Below are 16,000 nucleotides of genomic sequence, written 5' to 3'. Positions count from 1 at the left end.
TAGGGAGTTGTCAAAAATCTGCCTATCAGAAGGTGGCTGAAAAGCTTATTTCGCGGCTGCTCTATAGGCTAAGGCTGCGGCCGGAACGGGAGCCGCCTTTCCTGTTTCTAACCAACTGCGAATTCGATTAGCGTCGGCAAAGTGGGTATATTTCCCAAAGGCATCCAATACGACCAATGCCACTGGCCGACCATTAATGACGGTGCGCATCGCTAAACAGTGCCCGGCTTCATCGGTATATCCCGTTTTCGTTAGCGCGATCTGCCACGTTTTGTTATAGACCAGATGATTGGTATTACGGAAAGGTAAGTTGTAACGCGGATTCTGGAAAGAGGCCGTGGTTTCCTGCGTGGTGCTTAATTGCCCTATTAACGGATAAGCACGGGTCGCTTTAAGTAATTTAACTAAATCTTCGGCATCGGAAACGTTATGGATAGACAACCCCGTGGGTTCAACATAATGAGTATGACTCATCCCTAAAGCACGCGCCTTCGCATTCATTGCTTGAATAAACGCGTTATAGCCGCCTTTATAGTTCGCCGCTAAGCTTGCCGCCGCACGGTTTTCAGAGGACATCAATGCCAGCAGCATCATGTCGCGGCGGCTAATATGACTGTTCACTTTGACTCGCGAAAATACACCACGCATTTCCGACGTTTGATGAATATCCACGGGCAGCAGCTCATCTAACGGCTGTTTAGCATCCAAAGCAACCATCACTGTCATCAGTTTAGTGATTGAGGCAATCGGCCTGACTCGGTCCGGATGAAGTGAAAAGATCACTTTATTGCTGGCTAGGTCGACGACCAAGGCGCTGCCAGAAGCGATCGGCGGTTGCACTAATCGATTCTCTTGGCTTGCACTATACTTAGCCGGAGTCGCTTTCGCTGATAGGGAAAAACAACAACATAACAGGAGAGCTAGGATACAATGATGGCGTTTTACTGGCATTTTTCGTCTAATATGGTCAAAGTCAATTTTCTGTATCGGCTACAGGCTGCCCACCTCCAAACCGGAGAAAAGCTGGCGACAGCATCATACGCGTATCGAGTCAGAAAATACTAAGTCTGTTTACTGATTTAGGCGGGTATTTGTAAAAAAATCTGTCAATGAGCTATTTCGTATGCGGCTAGCCGGATACATGATGATAAAACGATCATTTACTTACTTCAGGACCTTATTTTGTCTATCGATATTCATTCTCTGATTTCACATTACGGTTATCTCGCACTGGTTATCGGCTGTATGGCTGAAGGAGAAACCTTTGTTCTGCTGGGGGGGATTGCCGCGCACGAAGGGTTGCTGCACCTCTATTGGGTGATCGCTGCCGCGATGCTGGGTGGTATCATCGGCGACCAGATTCTGTTCTTTTTGGGTTGGCGCTATGGCACCAAGTTCTTAAGCCGCTTCGAGAAGCAGCAGAGTAAAATTGATAAAGCGAATACATTAATCCACCGCCACCCTGCCCTATTTGTTATCGGGGCGAGATTTATGTACGGCTTTCGAATTATCGGACCAATCATCATTGGGTCCAGTGGATTACATCCTTGGCTATTCGTGTTACTCAACATAATCGGGGCCGCGATATGGGCGGGACTCTTTGCAAGCCTAGGATTTTACGCCGGTAAAATTATTACCCCGTGGCTAAATCGTATCGAAGATTACCTTGAACCCCTGTTTTGGGTGGCAGTAGCGGCATTAGTGATTTGGGGTGCTTGGAAACTCATTCAGTGGCTACGAACCCGAAATTCTGCTCAGTGAGCACCAGAAATATCAGAATCTTTCACTGAAATACAAAAGCAGATGTTCATTCATCTCGTCTGCACATATACTAAGCATAAGGCTGAATTTGGTTCGGCCTACTACCCTGTTCACACTACCGTTAATCAGGTTTAAGCCATACATTCTATGAAAAAAAGCATCCGCGCGTTGATCTCTGCTGCCATGACTGTTGCAGCCTTTTCTCAGACTGCACAGGCGGTGGTATATCCACTTCCGGCAGCCAACAGTAGTATTACTGGTGAGAACCTCGAAATTTCTATCCCTAGTGACAGCAGATTACCGCTGGAAGCTTTTGCAGCACAATATGAGATGGGGCTGAGTAATATTTTAGAAGCTAACCCGGGTATTGATGTATATCTACCGAAGGCTGGATCTAAACTGATCATCCCACAGCAATTGATTTTGCCTGATGCCCCCCGCGAAGGGATCGTTATCAACAGTGCTGAAATGCGTCTTTACTACTATCCGAAAGGCGGTCACACCGTCGTTGTTCTGCCTATTGGTATCGGTCAATTAGGCAAAGATACGCCACTTGATTGGGTCACTAAGGTCGAAAGTAAACGCCCTAACCCAACGTGGACCCCAACAGCGAAAATGCACAGCGAATATGCGGATGAGGGTAAAAACCTACCGACCATCTTCCCTGCGGGTCCAGATAACCCTATGGGGCTTTACGCGCTCTATATTGGCAAAATGTACGCCGTCCACGGCACCAATGCTGATTTCGGTATTGGGCTGCGTGTTAGCCACGGCTGTGTACGTCTACGTGGTGACGATATTAAATGGCTGTTCGAGCATGTCCCAGTGGGCACCCGCGTGCAATTCGTCAACCAACCGGTTAAAGCGTCCGTCGAAGCCGATGGGTCACGCTACCTAGAGGTGCACAATCCTCTGTCAACCACCGAAGAACAATTTACCAGTAATGCCGTGGTGCCGATTACCTTGACGCAATCTGTCAGTAAAGTGCTTTCTGATTCCAGCGTTAATCAAGACGTCGTGAACCAAGTATTGAAAAATCGTTCTGGGATGCCAGTAAAAGTTAATGGTGTAGCAGAAGCACATGCGAATACGCCACAGCCTGTCGCTGAACAGAGTGACGCGCAACCAACTGAGGCACCCGACTCGGCTTTCTCCGCACAAGGAGCAAGCGATTCAGTGACTCAGCCACCACCGGTTGAAGAGTAAGCTTTTCGTCGGCCACACCCTGCGGTGTGGCCACAACAGCCTACTGCCCACTTTCGATGAGTCGGCGGCTCTTGACCAGTAACGTTCCCACCAGCAACGCACCTAAACAAACCATGACGGCAGCAGCCAGATAGATTGACCGAATCCCGCTATGATTCATCAGCAAACCCGCCACCGGTCCAGTTAATCCCAACGCGAGATCCAAGAAAGCGGAATAAGTGCCCAGTGCAGACCCTTTACTCTGTTCACTGACCCGCCGAACCGCTTCGACGCCCAATGCGGGAAAGACCAACGAAAAACCTGCACCGGTGAGCAGTGCGCCAATATCGGCCCACAATACGCTCTCTGCATGCCAGAGCATAAATAATCCAATGGCTTCAGTGATGAGACAGCCGAGAGAGACGGCCAGCCCCCCGAAACGCGTAATCATATGACTAAACAGAAAGCGCGATAACACAAAACCTAAGCTATAAAGGCTTAATGTCATGGCTGCGCCCTGCCACCCACGACTGGAGAAATAAAGGGTAATAAAGGTCGCAATCACGCCGAAGCCTAGCGTGCCTAACGCTAACCCCATTCCGTAAGGGCTGACTAACCCCAATACTTGGCGAAAAGGCAGACGTGGTGCCGTCAGCGAAATAGTAATACTGGCTTGGTGGCGTGCAATCAAAAAACCTGTCACGCCCATCAGCGTAATCAACCCCGCAAAACCACTGATGCCTAACCATTGGTTTAACATCACACCAAAAGGTGCACCAACAGCCATCGCAAAATAGGTCGCAACGCCATTCCACGAGATAACCCGTGCAGTATGGACAGAACCCACTAAATTCATTCCCCATAATGTCGCGCCAGTGCTACTGAAGCTTTCACCAATCCCTAAGCAGATTCGACCTAACGCAAGCAGCAGTAGACTACTCATTGGGTGGCTAGCAGATAAGGCAGCGATTACCGTCATCGCACCGCTGAGACCACAAAGTACCATCCCCAGCATAACGACTTTCTTCGGCCCAAAGTGGTCAGCCAGTCTACCACTCTGTGGGCGACTGATCAGGGTTGAAAAATATTGTAGGCTGATAATTAACCCAGCAATAAAAGGCGAATAGCCTAATTGATGGTGCACAAAACCTGGCAATACTGCTAAAGGAAGACCAACTGAGAGATAGCAAAAGAAGGTAAATATCATTACCGACAGGATACGCTGATTAAGTTGACCGCGCGTCGGTTCGCTCTGCTGAGGCATATACACACCAAAATAAAAACAGGAATATCCTCAGCATAGCATATCAATAAGTCGAGGTTGCGTTACAAGGTTGATATTAGGTTAATTTTATTAACTCTTTGTTAATGGCTTGGGCAATTGCGGTAGAATGCGTCATCGGACGGATTTGACTGAAGAGCTCATCAGCCTGAGCGTAGGATTTTCGTAAGTAGCCCAGCCATTGTTTAATCCGCGCCACATGATACATACCGGTATCACCCTGCTTTTCAAGATGACAATAGTCCTCCAGCAGCGCTACCACTTCTGGCCACGGCATTGCCGGATGATTATATTTGATCATCTTACTGAGGTTTGGGATATGAAGCGCGCCTCGACCGACCATCAGGTCACTGCAGCCGGTGGTCGCCAAACACGCTTGTGCCGATGCCCAATCCCAAATTTCACCGTTAGCGATCACAGGTATCGTCAGTCGCTCTCGAAGAGCGGCTATTGCCGACCAGTTAATGGTCTCTGCGCGATAACCATCCTGCTTAGTTCGCCCGTGAATCACGATTTCCGTTGCCCCAGCCTGCTCTACCGCATCGGCAATTTCAGCACTGTGGTCGATGGAATCCCAACCTAAACGGACTTTTACGGTAACGGGAAGCGTAAAAGGAACCGCTTGACGCATTGCTTTCGCTGCTTGGTAGATCAGTTCTGGGTCCTTTAATAATGACGCCCCGCCACCACTACCATTAACGGTTTTAGAAGGACAACCACAATTCAGATCGACGCCCCAAGATCCTAGCTCCACTGCGCGATGCGCATTTTCAGCTAACCACTGTGGGTGCTGACCCAGTAGCTGGATCCTGACCAGCGTCCCTGTTGGCGTGCGACTCTGGTGCGCTAATTCTGGACACAAACGATAGAACGATTTCTTGGGTAATAACTGATCAACGACTCTTAAAAACTCCGTGACACAGAGATCGTAGTCGTTGACCTTAGTCAGGAGTTCCCTGACTAAGGCGTCCAGCACACCTTCCATCGGTGCTAACAATACACGCATCGGACTAGCGATTGCCCTGCGGTTTCTTTGCGGCAGGCTTTGTTGACGCAGAAGCCCCATTACGCGTGCGAGGTCGAGAGCTATTTTGTCCTTGAGGACGGCCCTGTCCACGCGAGCCATTATGCTCAGAGCGTCCACCACGTCCAGCACCTCGTCCACCTTGACGTCCGTTTTGAATCGGCTCAGCTTTAATAGACGGATCCGGCTCATAGCCTGGAATGGCCAGGCGAGGAATCTCTTTTTTCAAGAGCTTTTCGATATCACGCAATAACTTATGTTCATCTACACAAACGAGTGACAGTGCAGAACCACTGGCCGCTGCACGGCCAGTACGGCCAATACGGTGCACATAATCTTCCGCCACATTGGGCAGCTCGTAGTTCACGACGTGAGGTAGTTCTTCTATATCGATGCCGCGCGCTGCAATATCGGTCGCAACTAACACGCGCACTTCCCCGGTTTTAAAATGCTCAAGCGCACGCGTTCGCGCACCTTGGCTTTTATTACCGTGGATAGCGGCAGCCGTAATCCCATCTTTATTCAGCTGCTCTGCAAGGTGGTTAGCACCGTGTTTGGTACGGGTGAAGACCAATACCTGTTGCCAATTTTCCTTACCGATTAAATAAGAGAGCAATTCACGCTTACGCTTCTTATCAACAAAATGCACCTGTTGAGAGACTTGTTCGGAAGCAGTATTACGGCGAGCCACTTCGACCAATTTTGGACGGTCTAATAACTTTTCAGCCAGGGTTTTGATCTCGTCAGAGAAGGTCGCAGAGAACAGTAAGTTCTGACGACGCGTCGGTAATTTCGCCAAGATACGACGGATATCATGGATAAAGCCCATATCTAGCATACGGTCAGCTTCATCCAGCACTAAAATTTCGATATTTGATAATTGCACGGCATTCTGCTGCACGAGATCGAGTAATCGACCAGGTGTAGCAACCAGTACGTCAACTCCGCCACGTAATTTCATCATTTGCGGATTAATGCTGACACCGCCGAATACCACCAGCGACCGTAATTTAAGGTAACGGCTATAGCTTTGAACATTCTCGCCAACCTGTGCGGCCAGTTCGCGCGTAGGCGTTAAAATGAGTGCTCGTACCGGTCTGCGTCCATTAATAGGCTTCTCACTTGCGGCAAGACGGTGTAACAGTGGCAAGGTGAACCCTGCGGTTTTACCCGTACCCGTTTGCGCGCTGGCTAATAAGTCATCCCCCGCTAAAACGATAGGAATCGCTTGTTGTTGGATTGGCGTGGGAGTGGTGTAGCCCTGTTCGTTAACAGCACGCAAAATCTCGGCATGTAGACCGAGTGAATCGAAAGTCATGGGGTATTGCTCCAGAGACACCCTGACCGTCTATTCACGGTGCAGTTTTCAGGGGGGGGATTGTCACTAAATTGAGAGAGATCAACGCAAACTACAATGCGATAAGTGGAGGGAGTGTATCAGACTTTAGGCAGGACTGCGAGGATGTTAAAAAGGCCAGTCGAATGACTGGCCTTGGAGGTATTAGCTGCGTTTTTTTTCGACTTGTTGACTGGAACCTTTAGCCAACAATGAAAAAAGTGCGGGCCCAATAAGCATCGCCACACCTAATCCACAAATCAGTAGCGGATTGTGCAATACACGAGAGAATAAGAAGAGTGACAACATTGCCGCACCAAAATAGTAGGTGGTAGAGGCTTCTTCTAGATAATCTCCCACTGCGCGTAAGCGCGAGACATTTTGCGTAATCAACATAGCAACCAGCAAAACGACATAACTTGCGACCAATCCGGCACTGACTTCAACTAACAACTTGTGTTTAAAACCCCAAATTAATGAAGCCACGATGGTTAAGTGCATCGCGATATGAAAACACGTTTGCCCAGTGACAATCTGAACACGGTTAGACCATTTCATAGTTATCTCCTAGTAATACTCGCACTAAAGCAAAACACTCTAACGCCAGTAATTGTCTTCCGAGAGTAATCGAATTAAATCGGTTGACCACTACTCTGCACTGCAATTGTGATAAGACCGATATTTCTTCAGATAATTCCTTTAGAAGACGGCCCCAGTCTGCCACAAAAAAGGAGGAATATCATATTTTGTTTTAAAGCCGGTAATTAATCAGTATGAAACACTGTAAAAATACCTAAAAATCAGGATTTTTAGAATAATGTAGTGAAAGGCTTTTTATTGGTCAAAAAACAATCCGTAGGAGGTTTTTATTGATAAATGGTCATTAAAAACAGTAAGTTGAAATAAAACCTCTTTTTGTAGTGTATTCAACTTAAGAAATTTCTGCTGTTTTTTTACGCAAAAAAAAGAGGGGATAATCCCCTCTTTTCACGATCTTCTGCTGTTACGTTATCGTCTATCACCAAAAATTCTTAGTAACATCATGAAAAGGTTGATGAAATCCAAGTATAAGGTGAGTGCCCCAACGATACTGTAACGACGAAAATTCGCCTTATCCGATGCATCAATGTTCTCACCTAGTTGGCGAAGTTTTTGTGTGTCGTAAGCGGTTAAGCCGACAAATACCACTACACCGATGTAGGTAATCGCCCACATTAATGCGGTACTCTTAAGCCAGTAATTAACCAGCGAAGCGATTAATATGCCGATCAACGCCATAAACAGTAAGCTTCCCAATTTACTGAGGTCGCGCTTCGTTACCGCACCATAAACCGTCATCGCACCAAACATCGCCGCCGTCACCACAAAGGTACTGGCAATCGAAGAATAGGTGAAGGCAAGAAAAATACTGGCCATGGTCAGCCCAGTCAGGACGGAGTACAGCATAAACAGGCCAGTGGCCAGTGCTGCGCTCATTTTATGCACCATACCTGACAGTACGAATACCACGGCAAGTTGAGCAATGATTAACCCAAAGAAGGTCATTCGGCTGGAGAAGATCGCTTCCATTACTGCAGGCGTTCTTGCGGCAAACCAGCTTACAAACGCCGTTAATAATAAGCCAGTGGTCATCCAACCATAAACTTGGGTCATATACGCTTGTACGCGACTGCCCGACGAGGTGTGTCCTAATGATGAAGGACGTTGATAATTTTCCATTACTCCTCCCTAGCTTGAAGTAAACAGTGTTGATAACGTTGGTTTACGCGTTGTGCAAACCAGGCGGTAGTCAAATTACGAGAAATTTTAGGGCTTTCTAATGTGATCCCTGGTAACCGCTCGTGTGGCCAAGCCTGCCCTCGCTTTTTATCGGCGGCAGAAAAGACTTTTTTCCATAATTGGCTTTGTTCAAATTCAAGTGATTCACCTTGTGACAACTGTTGGTGAATCGCTGATTCGCTCAGTTGCAGTGTAGAGCGAATCGACCTAATCGCCAACTCGGTATGACTCGGCGCGTCACTCTGATATTGAATTAAATCGCCATCTAATGCCAATTTTTGTCCGCTCAAATAGGAGACTGCCGCTTGGAAGGCAGCATTACGACTGGCATACCACCCTGCATTATAGTCGGCAAAACGGTATAAAGGCACCGAATAATGGGTGGGGTAGCCGAGCAGATGCAGTGTACCAAAATAGATCCCACCGCGCTGGGTAAGTACTTCTTTACGAATACTTTTCTCTACCTTGTAAGGGTAATTCTCTGCATGCTGTTCCGCAAAGGCGATACTTACCTGCATCGGCCCTCCAGTATGGATGGGGTTAAAGCGACCAAATAACCGTTGGCCTAAGGGAACAGAATCAATTAAATCGTCAAAAATATCGCTCAGTTCACGTTCGCTGCGTACCGTATCTAATCGCTCAGTGTAGCTTTTACCATTGGTCGACGGAATTTTTAATGCCGTACGTACTACAAATTCAGGAATATGCAGTGAGCCTGCTCGACGATAAATCTCCTGCCAAGCAATCTGCGGTAAACCTTTAACCGGCGCGTCAGCATTAAAATTGGTCTCTTGGCCCGCCACAGCAATGACTGCGCACAGATTAGACACATTAGCATCGATCTGTTGATGTAAAAACGCTTGGTAGATATCCTCCGACCAAGCAGTTTTGTTTGACACAGAACTCGGCAGCAGCTGCTTAACTTGAGTGGTTACGGCAACTTTTGGTCGTGCTGGCGCTTTGGGTTTTTCTGACGCACAACTCGCCAGCAGCAAGGCCATCATAGCTGACAGTATCAAGTTTTGGGCTGTCGATCGCGTCACGTTGATCATTCCTTATTGTTCCATTTTTCTGAAGCGGTACTGTCTTGTAAGGTAGGTGATAACCACCTTATCCCCTCGGCTGTATTCTCACGTTTCCAAAAAGGCGCTTGGCTTTTCAATAAATCCATAATGAATTCTGTTGCCAAGAAGGCGGCATGCCGATGGATAGCACTGACGATCACCAAGACAATCTCTTCTGCCAACGAAAACGTCCCTACGCGATGGATAATCGTGATGTTATTGACTGCAAAGCGCTCCCTAGCATGATCCGCAAGGTCATTTAACACCCGCTCGGTCATGCCTGGATAGTGTTCTAAGGTAAGCTGACTCACCGCGTATCCCTGGTTCATATCTCGCACCTTACCGACGAAAAAGACGAGAGCGCCATCTTGATGATGGCTGGCGGCAAGCCGATATTCATCCTCGATATTGAAAGGAGCGGCAGTGACCTCAATACGGGTCAACGCAGGCATCATTATCCCCCTGTGACGGGTGGGAAGAAAGCCACCTCATCACCTGACTGTAGAGGCTGTGAAACGTCGCAAATTTCTTGGTTCACCGCAACCAATAAGCGCCCATCCGCCAGTGCCAACTGCCAGCGTTTACCGCGTTGTACGAGTGCGGTACGGAGTTGTTCAACCGTGTTGAACTCGGCAGGCAGCATAAGCTTATCGCACTCTACCAGTTCACGGGTTTGTGCAAAAAAAAGTACCTTAATCATGCCAACTCCCTTGATAGTCACCGGATTTTCCACCCTGCTTCTCCACCAGCCGGATACACTCAATCACCATGTCTTTCTGTACCGCTTTACACATGTCGTATAAGGTCAACGCCGTAACTGAGGCTGCCGTCAAGGCTTCCATCTCCACGCCTGTTTGCCCGCTCAAGCGGCAGAGCGTTTGGATATGAATACGGCAAGGATCGCGTAGTGGGGTTAGCAATACTTCCACTTTGGTCAGCATTAACGGGTGACACAGAGGGATAAGATCCCATGTCTTCTTCGCTGCTTGAATCCCGGCGATCCGTGCCACAGCAAAGACATCCCCTTTAGGATGTTTGCCCTCAGTAATTAATTGCAGGGTATGCGCATTGAGTGAGAGATAAGCTTCGGCACGCGCTTGTCGTAATGTCACCGCTTTTTCGCTGACATCCACCATATTCGCCTCGCCCGCTTGATTAAGGTGAGATAATGAATTCATTGGGAGATTTTCTTGAGTTGTGGCACGAAATTACAGGGGGTAGTGTTGATATTAAGCTGTGCATCGATAATCTGTTCCCATGCCAATTGACACGCCGAGGTGGAGCCAGGAAAGGCAAAGATGACTGTTTGATTAGCCAGCCCTGCTACCGCACGAGATTGTAATGTCGCCTGCTGAATCTGTTCAAACGAGAACATCCTAAACAGCTCACCAAACCCCGTGATCTCTTTATCGAATAACGGAACTATTGCCTCAGGCGTTGTATTCTGTTCATGAAACCCCGTTCCGCCATTGATTAACACCGCTTGGATATGCGGACTCGCAATCGCTTGTGACACGATGGCGCGTATTGCATAGCGATTATCGGGGCAAATAGCACGCTCAACCACGCGATGTCCAGCTTGTTCCACCGCCTGTTGCAGATAATCGCCAGAGCTATCATTTTCCTTGGTACGATGGTTTGAGATCGTTAATACTGCAATATTTAGAGAAGGTGTGTTCCCTTGTGGATTATCCATTTCAGCTCCTCGCCTTAACCACCAATATAAGAGAGATTGCGTGCCATGCCCGTCATCCCTTGATGGAGAAAATGTGTCTGTTTCTTCTGAGCCAAGCTCAACTGAATACGTTCTTGTAGCGCCGATTGTTGGGCATCAGCCTGCAGTAAATCACGCAGATCGATGCCTTGCTCACCAAATAAACAGAGGTGTAATTGACCGATAGCTGAGACCCGTAATCGGTTACAGCTATCACAGAAACCTTTGTCATAAGGCATGATCAACCCGATCTGTCCAAGATAGTCAGGATGAATAAAAATTTGGGCAGGTCCCGCATCAGCGGCTCGGGTGACGATTTGCCAACCTTGATCCACTAATTGGCGGCGTAAATGCTCACCAGAAAGGTGGTGCTTAGCAAAGTAATCGTTGCCTTCCCCCGTTTCCATCAACTCAATAAAACGCAGCTGTAATGGACGATCCTTTATCCACGCGAGGAATTCGGGGAGCTGTTGGGTGAGATGTTTCATCAACACAACATTGATTTTGACCACGGGAAAACCGGCGGCCAAACTGGCATCGATTCCAGCCATAACCTCAGTAAATTTATTCTGCCCAGTTATTTGATGAAACTGACGCGCATCCAAGCTATCTAGGCTGACGTTAACCGCAGTCAGTCCCGCCGTACGCCAATTTGCCGCCTCTTTCGCTAAGCGGTAGCCATTGGTTGTCATAGCAATCTGTTGTATCGCCGGTTGCTGACGAATAGCGGCGATAATATCGCTAAAATCACGGCGCATTGAGGGTTCACCGCCCGTTAACCGTATTTTCGTCGTTCCCAATTGACCGAAGGCTTGCGCCACTCGGGCGACCTCCTCGACAGATAAGAACGCCTCTCGGTCCTTACTCGGTCGATAGCCATCAGGTAAACAGTACGTACAGCGAAAGTTACAGACGTCCGTAATGGACAACCGTAAGTAATAAAATTTGCGCTGATAGGTATCGGTCAAGGGTAACAAATAAATACCTCGTTAAAGGTGATGCAACAAAATATCCATTCACGCCAATTCACGTGTAAGGAAAAACCGGGGAAGTGATGACATTATCCTAGCTTGAATAGGTATAAGTGTCATGTTTGGCTGATCAATTCTCTGATATTTTTCAAATTTGTCTTGGGCAATACGTGGAGAACAGCAGATAATACGCGCTAGTATTTGCCGTAAACACTCGACCCTTAAGGATGATGCCCCAAATGAACCGTACCTTAGCAGATCTTGATAGAGTCGTTGCCATCGGTGGCGGCCATGGCTTAGGACGAGTAATGTCTTCGCTCTCCTCCCTCGGTTCTCGTCTTACCGGAATAGTCACGACTACCGATAATGGTGGCTCGACGGGGCGCATCCGACGCTCAGAGGGCGGCATTGCGTGGGGAGACACTCGTAATTGCTTAAATCAGCTCATTACCCAACCAAGTGTCGCGTCAGCGATGTTTGAATATCGCTTTTCCGGCCAAGGGGAATTAGCGGGGCATAACTTAGGGAATTTAATGTTACGTGCGCTAGATAGCCTGAGCGTTCGGCCGTTAGAGGCAATCAATCTCATACGTAATGTATTGAAAGTCGATGCCTTTTTAATCCCCATGTCGGAACAGCCCGTTGACTTAGTCGCCACGGACGCTCGCGGGACCTTGATCCACGGAGAAACCGAGATCGATGCAATGAAGGAGTGGCCAACGAGCTTAGCGCTCTCGGCCCCGGTAAAAGCTACCCGAGAAGCGATTGAAGCAGTTCTCGATGCTGATCTGATTATTTTGGGCCCTGGCAGTTTCTATACCAGCATTATGCCAGTCATTTTAGTGAAAGCGATTAGCCAAGCGTTGCGCCGTACTCCGGCAAAGATGTTATTTATCGATAATCTAGGAACAGAATTGAGTCCTGCAGGGCATCTTTCGGTAGCGGAGAAGCTCACCTTAATTGAAAATGAGATTGGCCGCCGCGTGATAGACGGCGTTATTCTGGGTCCCACCGCTGATAGCCGTGGTATTACCCAACGACTGCGCATCCAGCGCCCATTAGATGCTAGCGATGTGGGTTATCGCCATGACAGACAGCTGCTACGCCAAGCGCTAGAGGATGCCTTTCAAGCCTTACATTAAGAACATTGCAGCACGGCACGCTGTCCGTGTCGTACTGCGGTTGCCTACATAGCGATAAGCAATAAATCTCGGAGTTGATGAAGCTCATCACGCAAACGAGCAGCCTCTTCAAATTCGAGGTTTTGCGCATGTTTCTGCATAGTTCGCTCGTACTCCGAAATCTTCTTTTGTAACTCCGGCGCGGTCATCAGCGAATATTCCGCCGCTGTTTCCGCTGCTTTTAGCTCGATATCCCCTTTGGACGGGCTGGCTTTTTTACCGGACACCGACGCTCCACCAATTTCAAGAATATCCGTAATTTTCTTGTTTAATTTGGTCGGCGTAATACCGTGCTCTTTATTCCAAGCCTCTTGCTTTTCACGACGACGCTCGGTTTCCTCAATCGCACGGGCCATGGACGGCGTAATCTTATCTGCATAAAGAATCGCTTTACCGCTCACATTCCGAGCCGCCCGTCCAATCGTCTGAATCAGTGATCGATCGGAGCGCAAGAAGCCTTCTTTATCCGCATCCAGAATCGCCACCAGCGAGACTTCTGGCATATCCAGACCTTCTCGCAGTAAGTTGATCCCTACCAAGACATCGAACTTCCCTAAGCGTAGATCACGAATAATTTCCATACGTTCAACCGTATCGATGTCAGAGTGAAGGTAGCGGACCTTCTCACCATGCTCTTCTAAATATTCGGTCAGATCTTCTGCCATACGCTTAGTCAGTACGGTGACTAACACCCTCTCATTGATTTCAACGCGTTGGCGTATTTCAGACAATAAGTCGTCCACTTGGGTCGCCACCGGTCTAATCTCTAAGATTGGATCCAGCAATCCTGTTGGACGCACCACTTGATCAATCACTTCCTCGCCCGATTTTTCCAGTTCGTATTTGCCTGGGGTCGCTGAGACATAGATCGTTTGCGGGGCGAGCGCTTCGAACTCCTCAAACTTCATCGGCCGGTTATCCAGAGCAGAAGGTAAGCGAAAGCCATACTCAACTAGGTTTTCCTTGCGCGCTCGGTCACCTTTATACATCCCACCAATCTGTGGGATGGTCACGTGGGACTCGTCCACCACCAGCAGGCCGTCTGCGGGCAGATAGTCAAATAAGGTTGGCGGTGCCTGACCTGGGCCCCGTCCGGACAGGTAGCGCGAGTAGTTTTCGATACCTGAACAGTAGCCCAGTTCATTCATCATCTCGAGATCGAATTGCGTGCGCTGTGTGATGCGCTGCTCTTCAAGGAGCTTATTATTGTCTAAGAGGACTTTTTTACGATCAGCCAGCTCGACTTTAATCTCCTCCATCGCTTGCAGTATCCGCTCACGGGGGGTGACATAGTGGGTTTTCGGATAGATAGTAAAGCGTGCAACAGATTGCTCTATTTGCCCAGTTAGCGGGTCAAAGAGGGAGAGTCTTTCGACTTCTTCGTCAAATAATTCCACGCGCAACGCTAAATCGTCTGATTCCGCTGGGAAAATATCAATCACATCTCCGCGAACACGGAATGTCGCCCGCTGAAAAGCTTGATCGTTACGTGTGTACTGCAGCTCTGACAGACGGCGCAGAATGCTACGCTGGTCAATAATCATGCCTCGCGTTAAATGCAGCATCATTTTCAAATAGGCGTCAGGGTCACCTAGTCCATAGATAGCCGAGACTGAAGCCACAACAATCACGTCCTTGCGCTCGAGTAGGGCTTTAGTGGCTGAGAGACGCATTTGCTCAATGTGTTCATTCACCGAAGCATCTTTTTCGATAAAGGTGTCGGAACTCGGTACATAGGCTTCCGGCTGGTAATAATCGTAGTAAGACACGAAATACTCGACGGCGTTTTCGGGGAAAAAAGCCTTCATCTCTCCATAAAGCTGGGCAGCTAGCGTCTTATTCGGTGCCATGATCATGGTGGGACGGTTTGAATCGGCAATAACGTTAGCGATGGTAAAGGTTTTCCCTGAACCGGTCACGCCAAGTAACGTTTGATGAGCGAGACCATCGTCCAACCCTTCTTCTAATTTTTTTATCGCTTCAGGCTGATCACCAGAAGGCTTAAATTCCGAGTGTAAGGTAAAAACTTTACTCATAATCATTGGTTCCGGTTAGTCAGTATCAGGATGAGAGGTAATTTTACGCTTTAGCGGTAAGAAGTACAGATTTTTACTGGATAAACATCCAGTCCGCTCGTACACTTATCGCCAAAAATGCTCGGCGTCGAATAAAAGTCAGTCAGTCAATCTTTTTTTAGGTTATCCACCGTCGGCCGAGGATAATTTATTTTTGTCAAGCATTTGTCATTAAGTTCGCGGCCTCGCGTGTCGGCGACCGTTCATGCTATTGCTTTTGCGTAACGTATTGATTTTAAATTTATATAAAAATAAGTGTAGTTTACAACCACTCCAATGCCAACCCGCATCATTCATCGGCTAGCCACTGTTTTCAGAGGGTAATACACATGGTTATCCACAGGAATGGTGGATAACTGCTGGCAGGCCAGTAACCGTGGGCTGTGTATAATTTTTCAGAAAGATGACAAACCAATAAAAAAAATTTTTTTTAATGATGGCACTTTTTTACTTCGGCAATTCCGCTGCAAATTATTGTCATAAATGTTAACTGAACAGGGAAAGTCAATACTTGTTGAGATAAATAATTGCTATTTTATGATTCGTTATGCACCACTAAAGTTCATCCTTTTCGTCAATTGACTCATCCCCTCCTCTCACCTTCGCTATCAGCCTTACAAAAACTGGC

Annotated in this window: 16 protein-coding genes; 3 read left to right on the top strand and 13 right to left on the bottom strand. The window is 47.9% G+C overall.

The window, feature by feature from the left end; genetic code table 11:
- Nucleotides 1–45: 45 nt before the first annotated feature.
- A complete protein-coding gene (gene pbpG / locus MKR94_RS03880; protein ID WP_241645521.1) occupies nucleotides 46–951 on the bottom strand; it encodes a D-alanyl-D-alanine endopeptidase in 906 nt (301 codons plus the stop codon).
- A 231-nt stretch (nucleotides 952–1,182) separates the two neighbouring features.
- Between pbpG and MKR94_RS03875 the strand changes: the two genes are divergently transcribed.
- Both MKR94_RS03875 and MKR94_RS03870 read left to right on the top strand, forming a co-directional pair.
- Nucleotides 1,183–1,761: a DedA family protein gene (locus MKR94_RS03875; RefSeq protein ID WP_241645520.1), complete on the top strand. Its 579-nt coding sequence runs from the start codon at nucleotides 1,183–1,185 to the stop codon at nucleotides 1,759–1,761.
- Between the two features lie 147 nt (nucleotides 1,762–1,908).
- Complete coding sequence (locus MKR94_RS03870) at nucleotides 1,909–2,967, top strand: L,D-transpeptidase family protein (RefSeq protein WP_241645519.1); 1,059 nt, start codon at nucleotides 1,909–1,911, stop codon at nucleotides 2,965–2,967.
- 40 nt (nucleotides 2,968–3,007) lie between these two features.
- On the opposite strand, the gene MKR94_RS03865 is transcribed toward MKR94_RS03870, so the two are convergent.
- From MKR94_RS03865 to moaA, 11 genes are all read right to left on the bottom strand, one after another.
- Nucleotides 3,008–4,210, bottom strand: coding sequence for an MFS transporter (locus tag MKR94_RS03865; protein ID WP_241645518.1), 1,203 nt, complete (start codon nucleotides 4,208–4,210; stop codon nucleotides 3,008–3,010).
- A 76-nt stretch (nucleotides 4,211–4,286) separates the two neighbouring features.
- The gene (gene dusC, locus MKR94_RS03860) at nucleotides 4,287–5,234 is read right to left on the bottom strand and encodes a tRNA dihydrouridine(16) synthase DusC (RefSeq protein ID WP_241645517.1); all 948 of its coding nucleotides are present in this window, start codon (nucleotides 5,232–5,234) and stop codon (nucleotides 4,287–4,289) included.
- A gap of 4 nt (nucleotides 5,235–5,238) precedes the next feature.
- A complete protein-coding gene (gene rhlE / locus MKR94_RS03855) occupies nucleotides 5,239–6,570 on the bottom strand; it encodes an ATP-dependent RNA helicase RhlE (RefSeq protein ID WP_241645516.1) in 1,332 nt (443 codons plus the stop codon).
- 183 nt (nucleotides 6,571–6,753) lie between these two features.
- Nucleotides 6,754–7,146, bottom strand: coding sequence for a YbhQ family protein (locus MKR94_RS03850; protein ID WP_241645515.1), 393 nt, complete (start codon nucleotides 7,144–7,146; stop codon nucleotides 6,754–6,756).
- 450 nt (nucleotides 7,147–7,596) lie between these two features.
- Nucleotides 7,597–8,307, bottom strand: a complete 711-nt coding sequence (locus tag MKR94_RS03845; protein ID WP_241645514.1) for a Bax inhibitor-1/YccA family protein — start codon at nucleotides 8,305–8,307, stop codon at nucleotides 7,597–7,599.
- Entirely contained in the window at nucleotides 8,307–9,371 is a 1,065-nt protein-coding gene (locus MKR94_RS03840) for a DUF1615 domain-containing protein (RefSeq protein ID WP_241645616.1), read from the bottom strand. The genes MKR94_RS03845 and MKR94_RS03840 overlap by 1 nt, the downstream gene beginning before the upstream one ends.
- 44 nt (nucleotides 9,372–9,415) lie before the next feature.
- Nucleotides 9,416–9,886, bottom strand: a complete 471-nt coding sequence (gene moaE, locus MKR94_RS03835) for a molybdopterin synthase catalytic subunit MoaE (RefSeq protein WP_241645513.1) — start codon at nucleotides 9,884–9,886, stop codon at nucleotides 9,416–9,418.
- Entirely contained in the window at nucleotides 9,886–10,131 is a 246-nt protein-coding gene (gene moaD, locus MKR94_RS03830; RefSeq protein WP_214217745.1) for a molybdopterin synthase sulfur carrier subunit, read from the bottom strand. The genes moaE and moaD overlap by 1 nt, the downstream gene beginning before the upstream one ends.
- On the bottom strand, nucleotides 10,124–10,609 hold the full coding sequence (gene moaC, locus MKR94_RS03825; protein ID WP_099825510.1) for a cyclic pyranopterin monophosphate synthase MoaC: 486 nt from the start codon (nucleotides 10,607–10,609) through the stop codon (nucleotides 10,124–10,126). The genes moaD and moaC overlap by 8 nt, the downstream gene beginning before the upstream one ends.
- A complete protein-coding gene (gene moaB / locus MKR94_RS03820) occupies nucleotides 10,606–11,127 on the bottom strand; it encodes a molybdenum cofactor biosynthesis protein B (protein ID WP_241645512.1) in 522 nt (173 codons plus the stop codon). The genes moaC and moaB overlap by 4 nt, the downstream gene beginning before the upstream one ends.
- A 14-nt stretch (nucleotides 11,128–11,141) precedes the next feature.
- Nucleotides 11,142–12,122, bottom strand: a complete 981-nt coding sequence (gene moaA, locus MKR94_RS03815; RefSeq protein WP_241645511.1) for a GTP 3',8-cyclase MoaA — start codon at nucleotides 12,120–12,122, stop codon at nucleotides 11,142–11,144.
- 233 nt (nucleotides 12,123–12,355) lie between these two features.
- On the opposite strand from moaA, the gene yvcK reads away from it, so the two are divergent.
- Complete coding sequence (gene yvcK, locus MKR94_RS03810) at nucleotides 12,356–13,258, top strand: uridine diphosphate-N-acetylglucosamine-binding protein YvcK (protein WP_241645510.1); 903 nt, start codon at nucleotides 12,356–12,358, stop codon at nucleotides 13,256–13,258.
- Between the two features lie 44 nt (nucleotides 13,259–13,302).
- Here yvcK and uvrB read toward each other — a convergent pair whose 3' ends face one another.
- Entirely contained in the window at nucleotides 13,303–15,333 is a 2,031-nt protein-coding gene (gene uvrB, locus MKR94_RS03805) for an excinuclease ABC subunit UvrB (protein WP_099825894.1), read from the bottom strand.
- Nucleotides 15,334–16,000 lie beyond the last annotated feature (667 nt).

Source organism: Rosenbergiella metrosideri (genome assembly GCF_022602565.1).
Taxonomy (GTDB): domain Bacteria; phylum Pseudomonadota; class Gammaproteobacteria; order Enterobacterales; family Enterobacteriaceae; genus Rosenbergiella; species Rosenbergiella metrosideri.
Note: the sequence above shows the minus strand (reverse complement) of the source record. Positions and strands in the feature narration are given on the sequence as shown.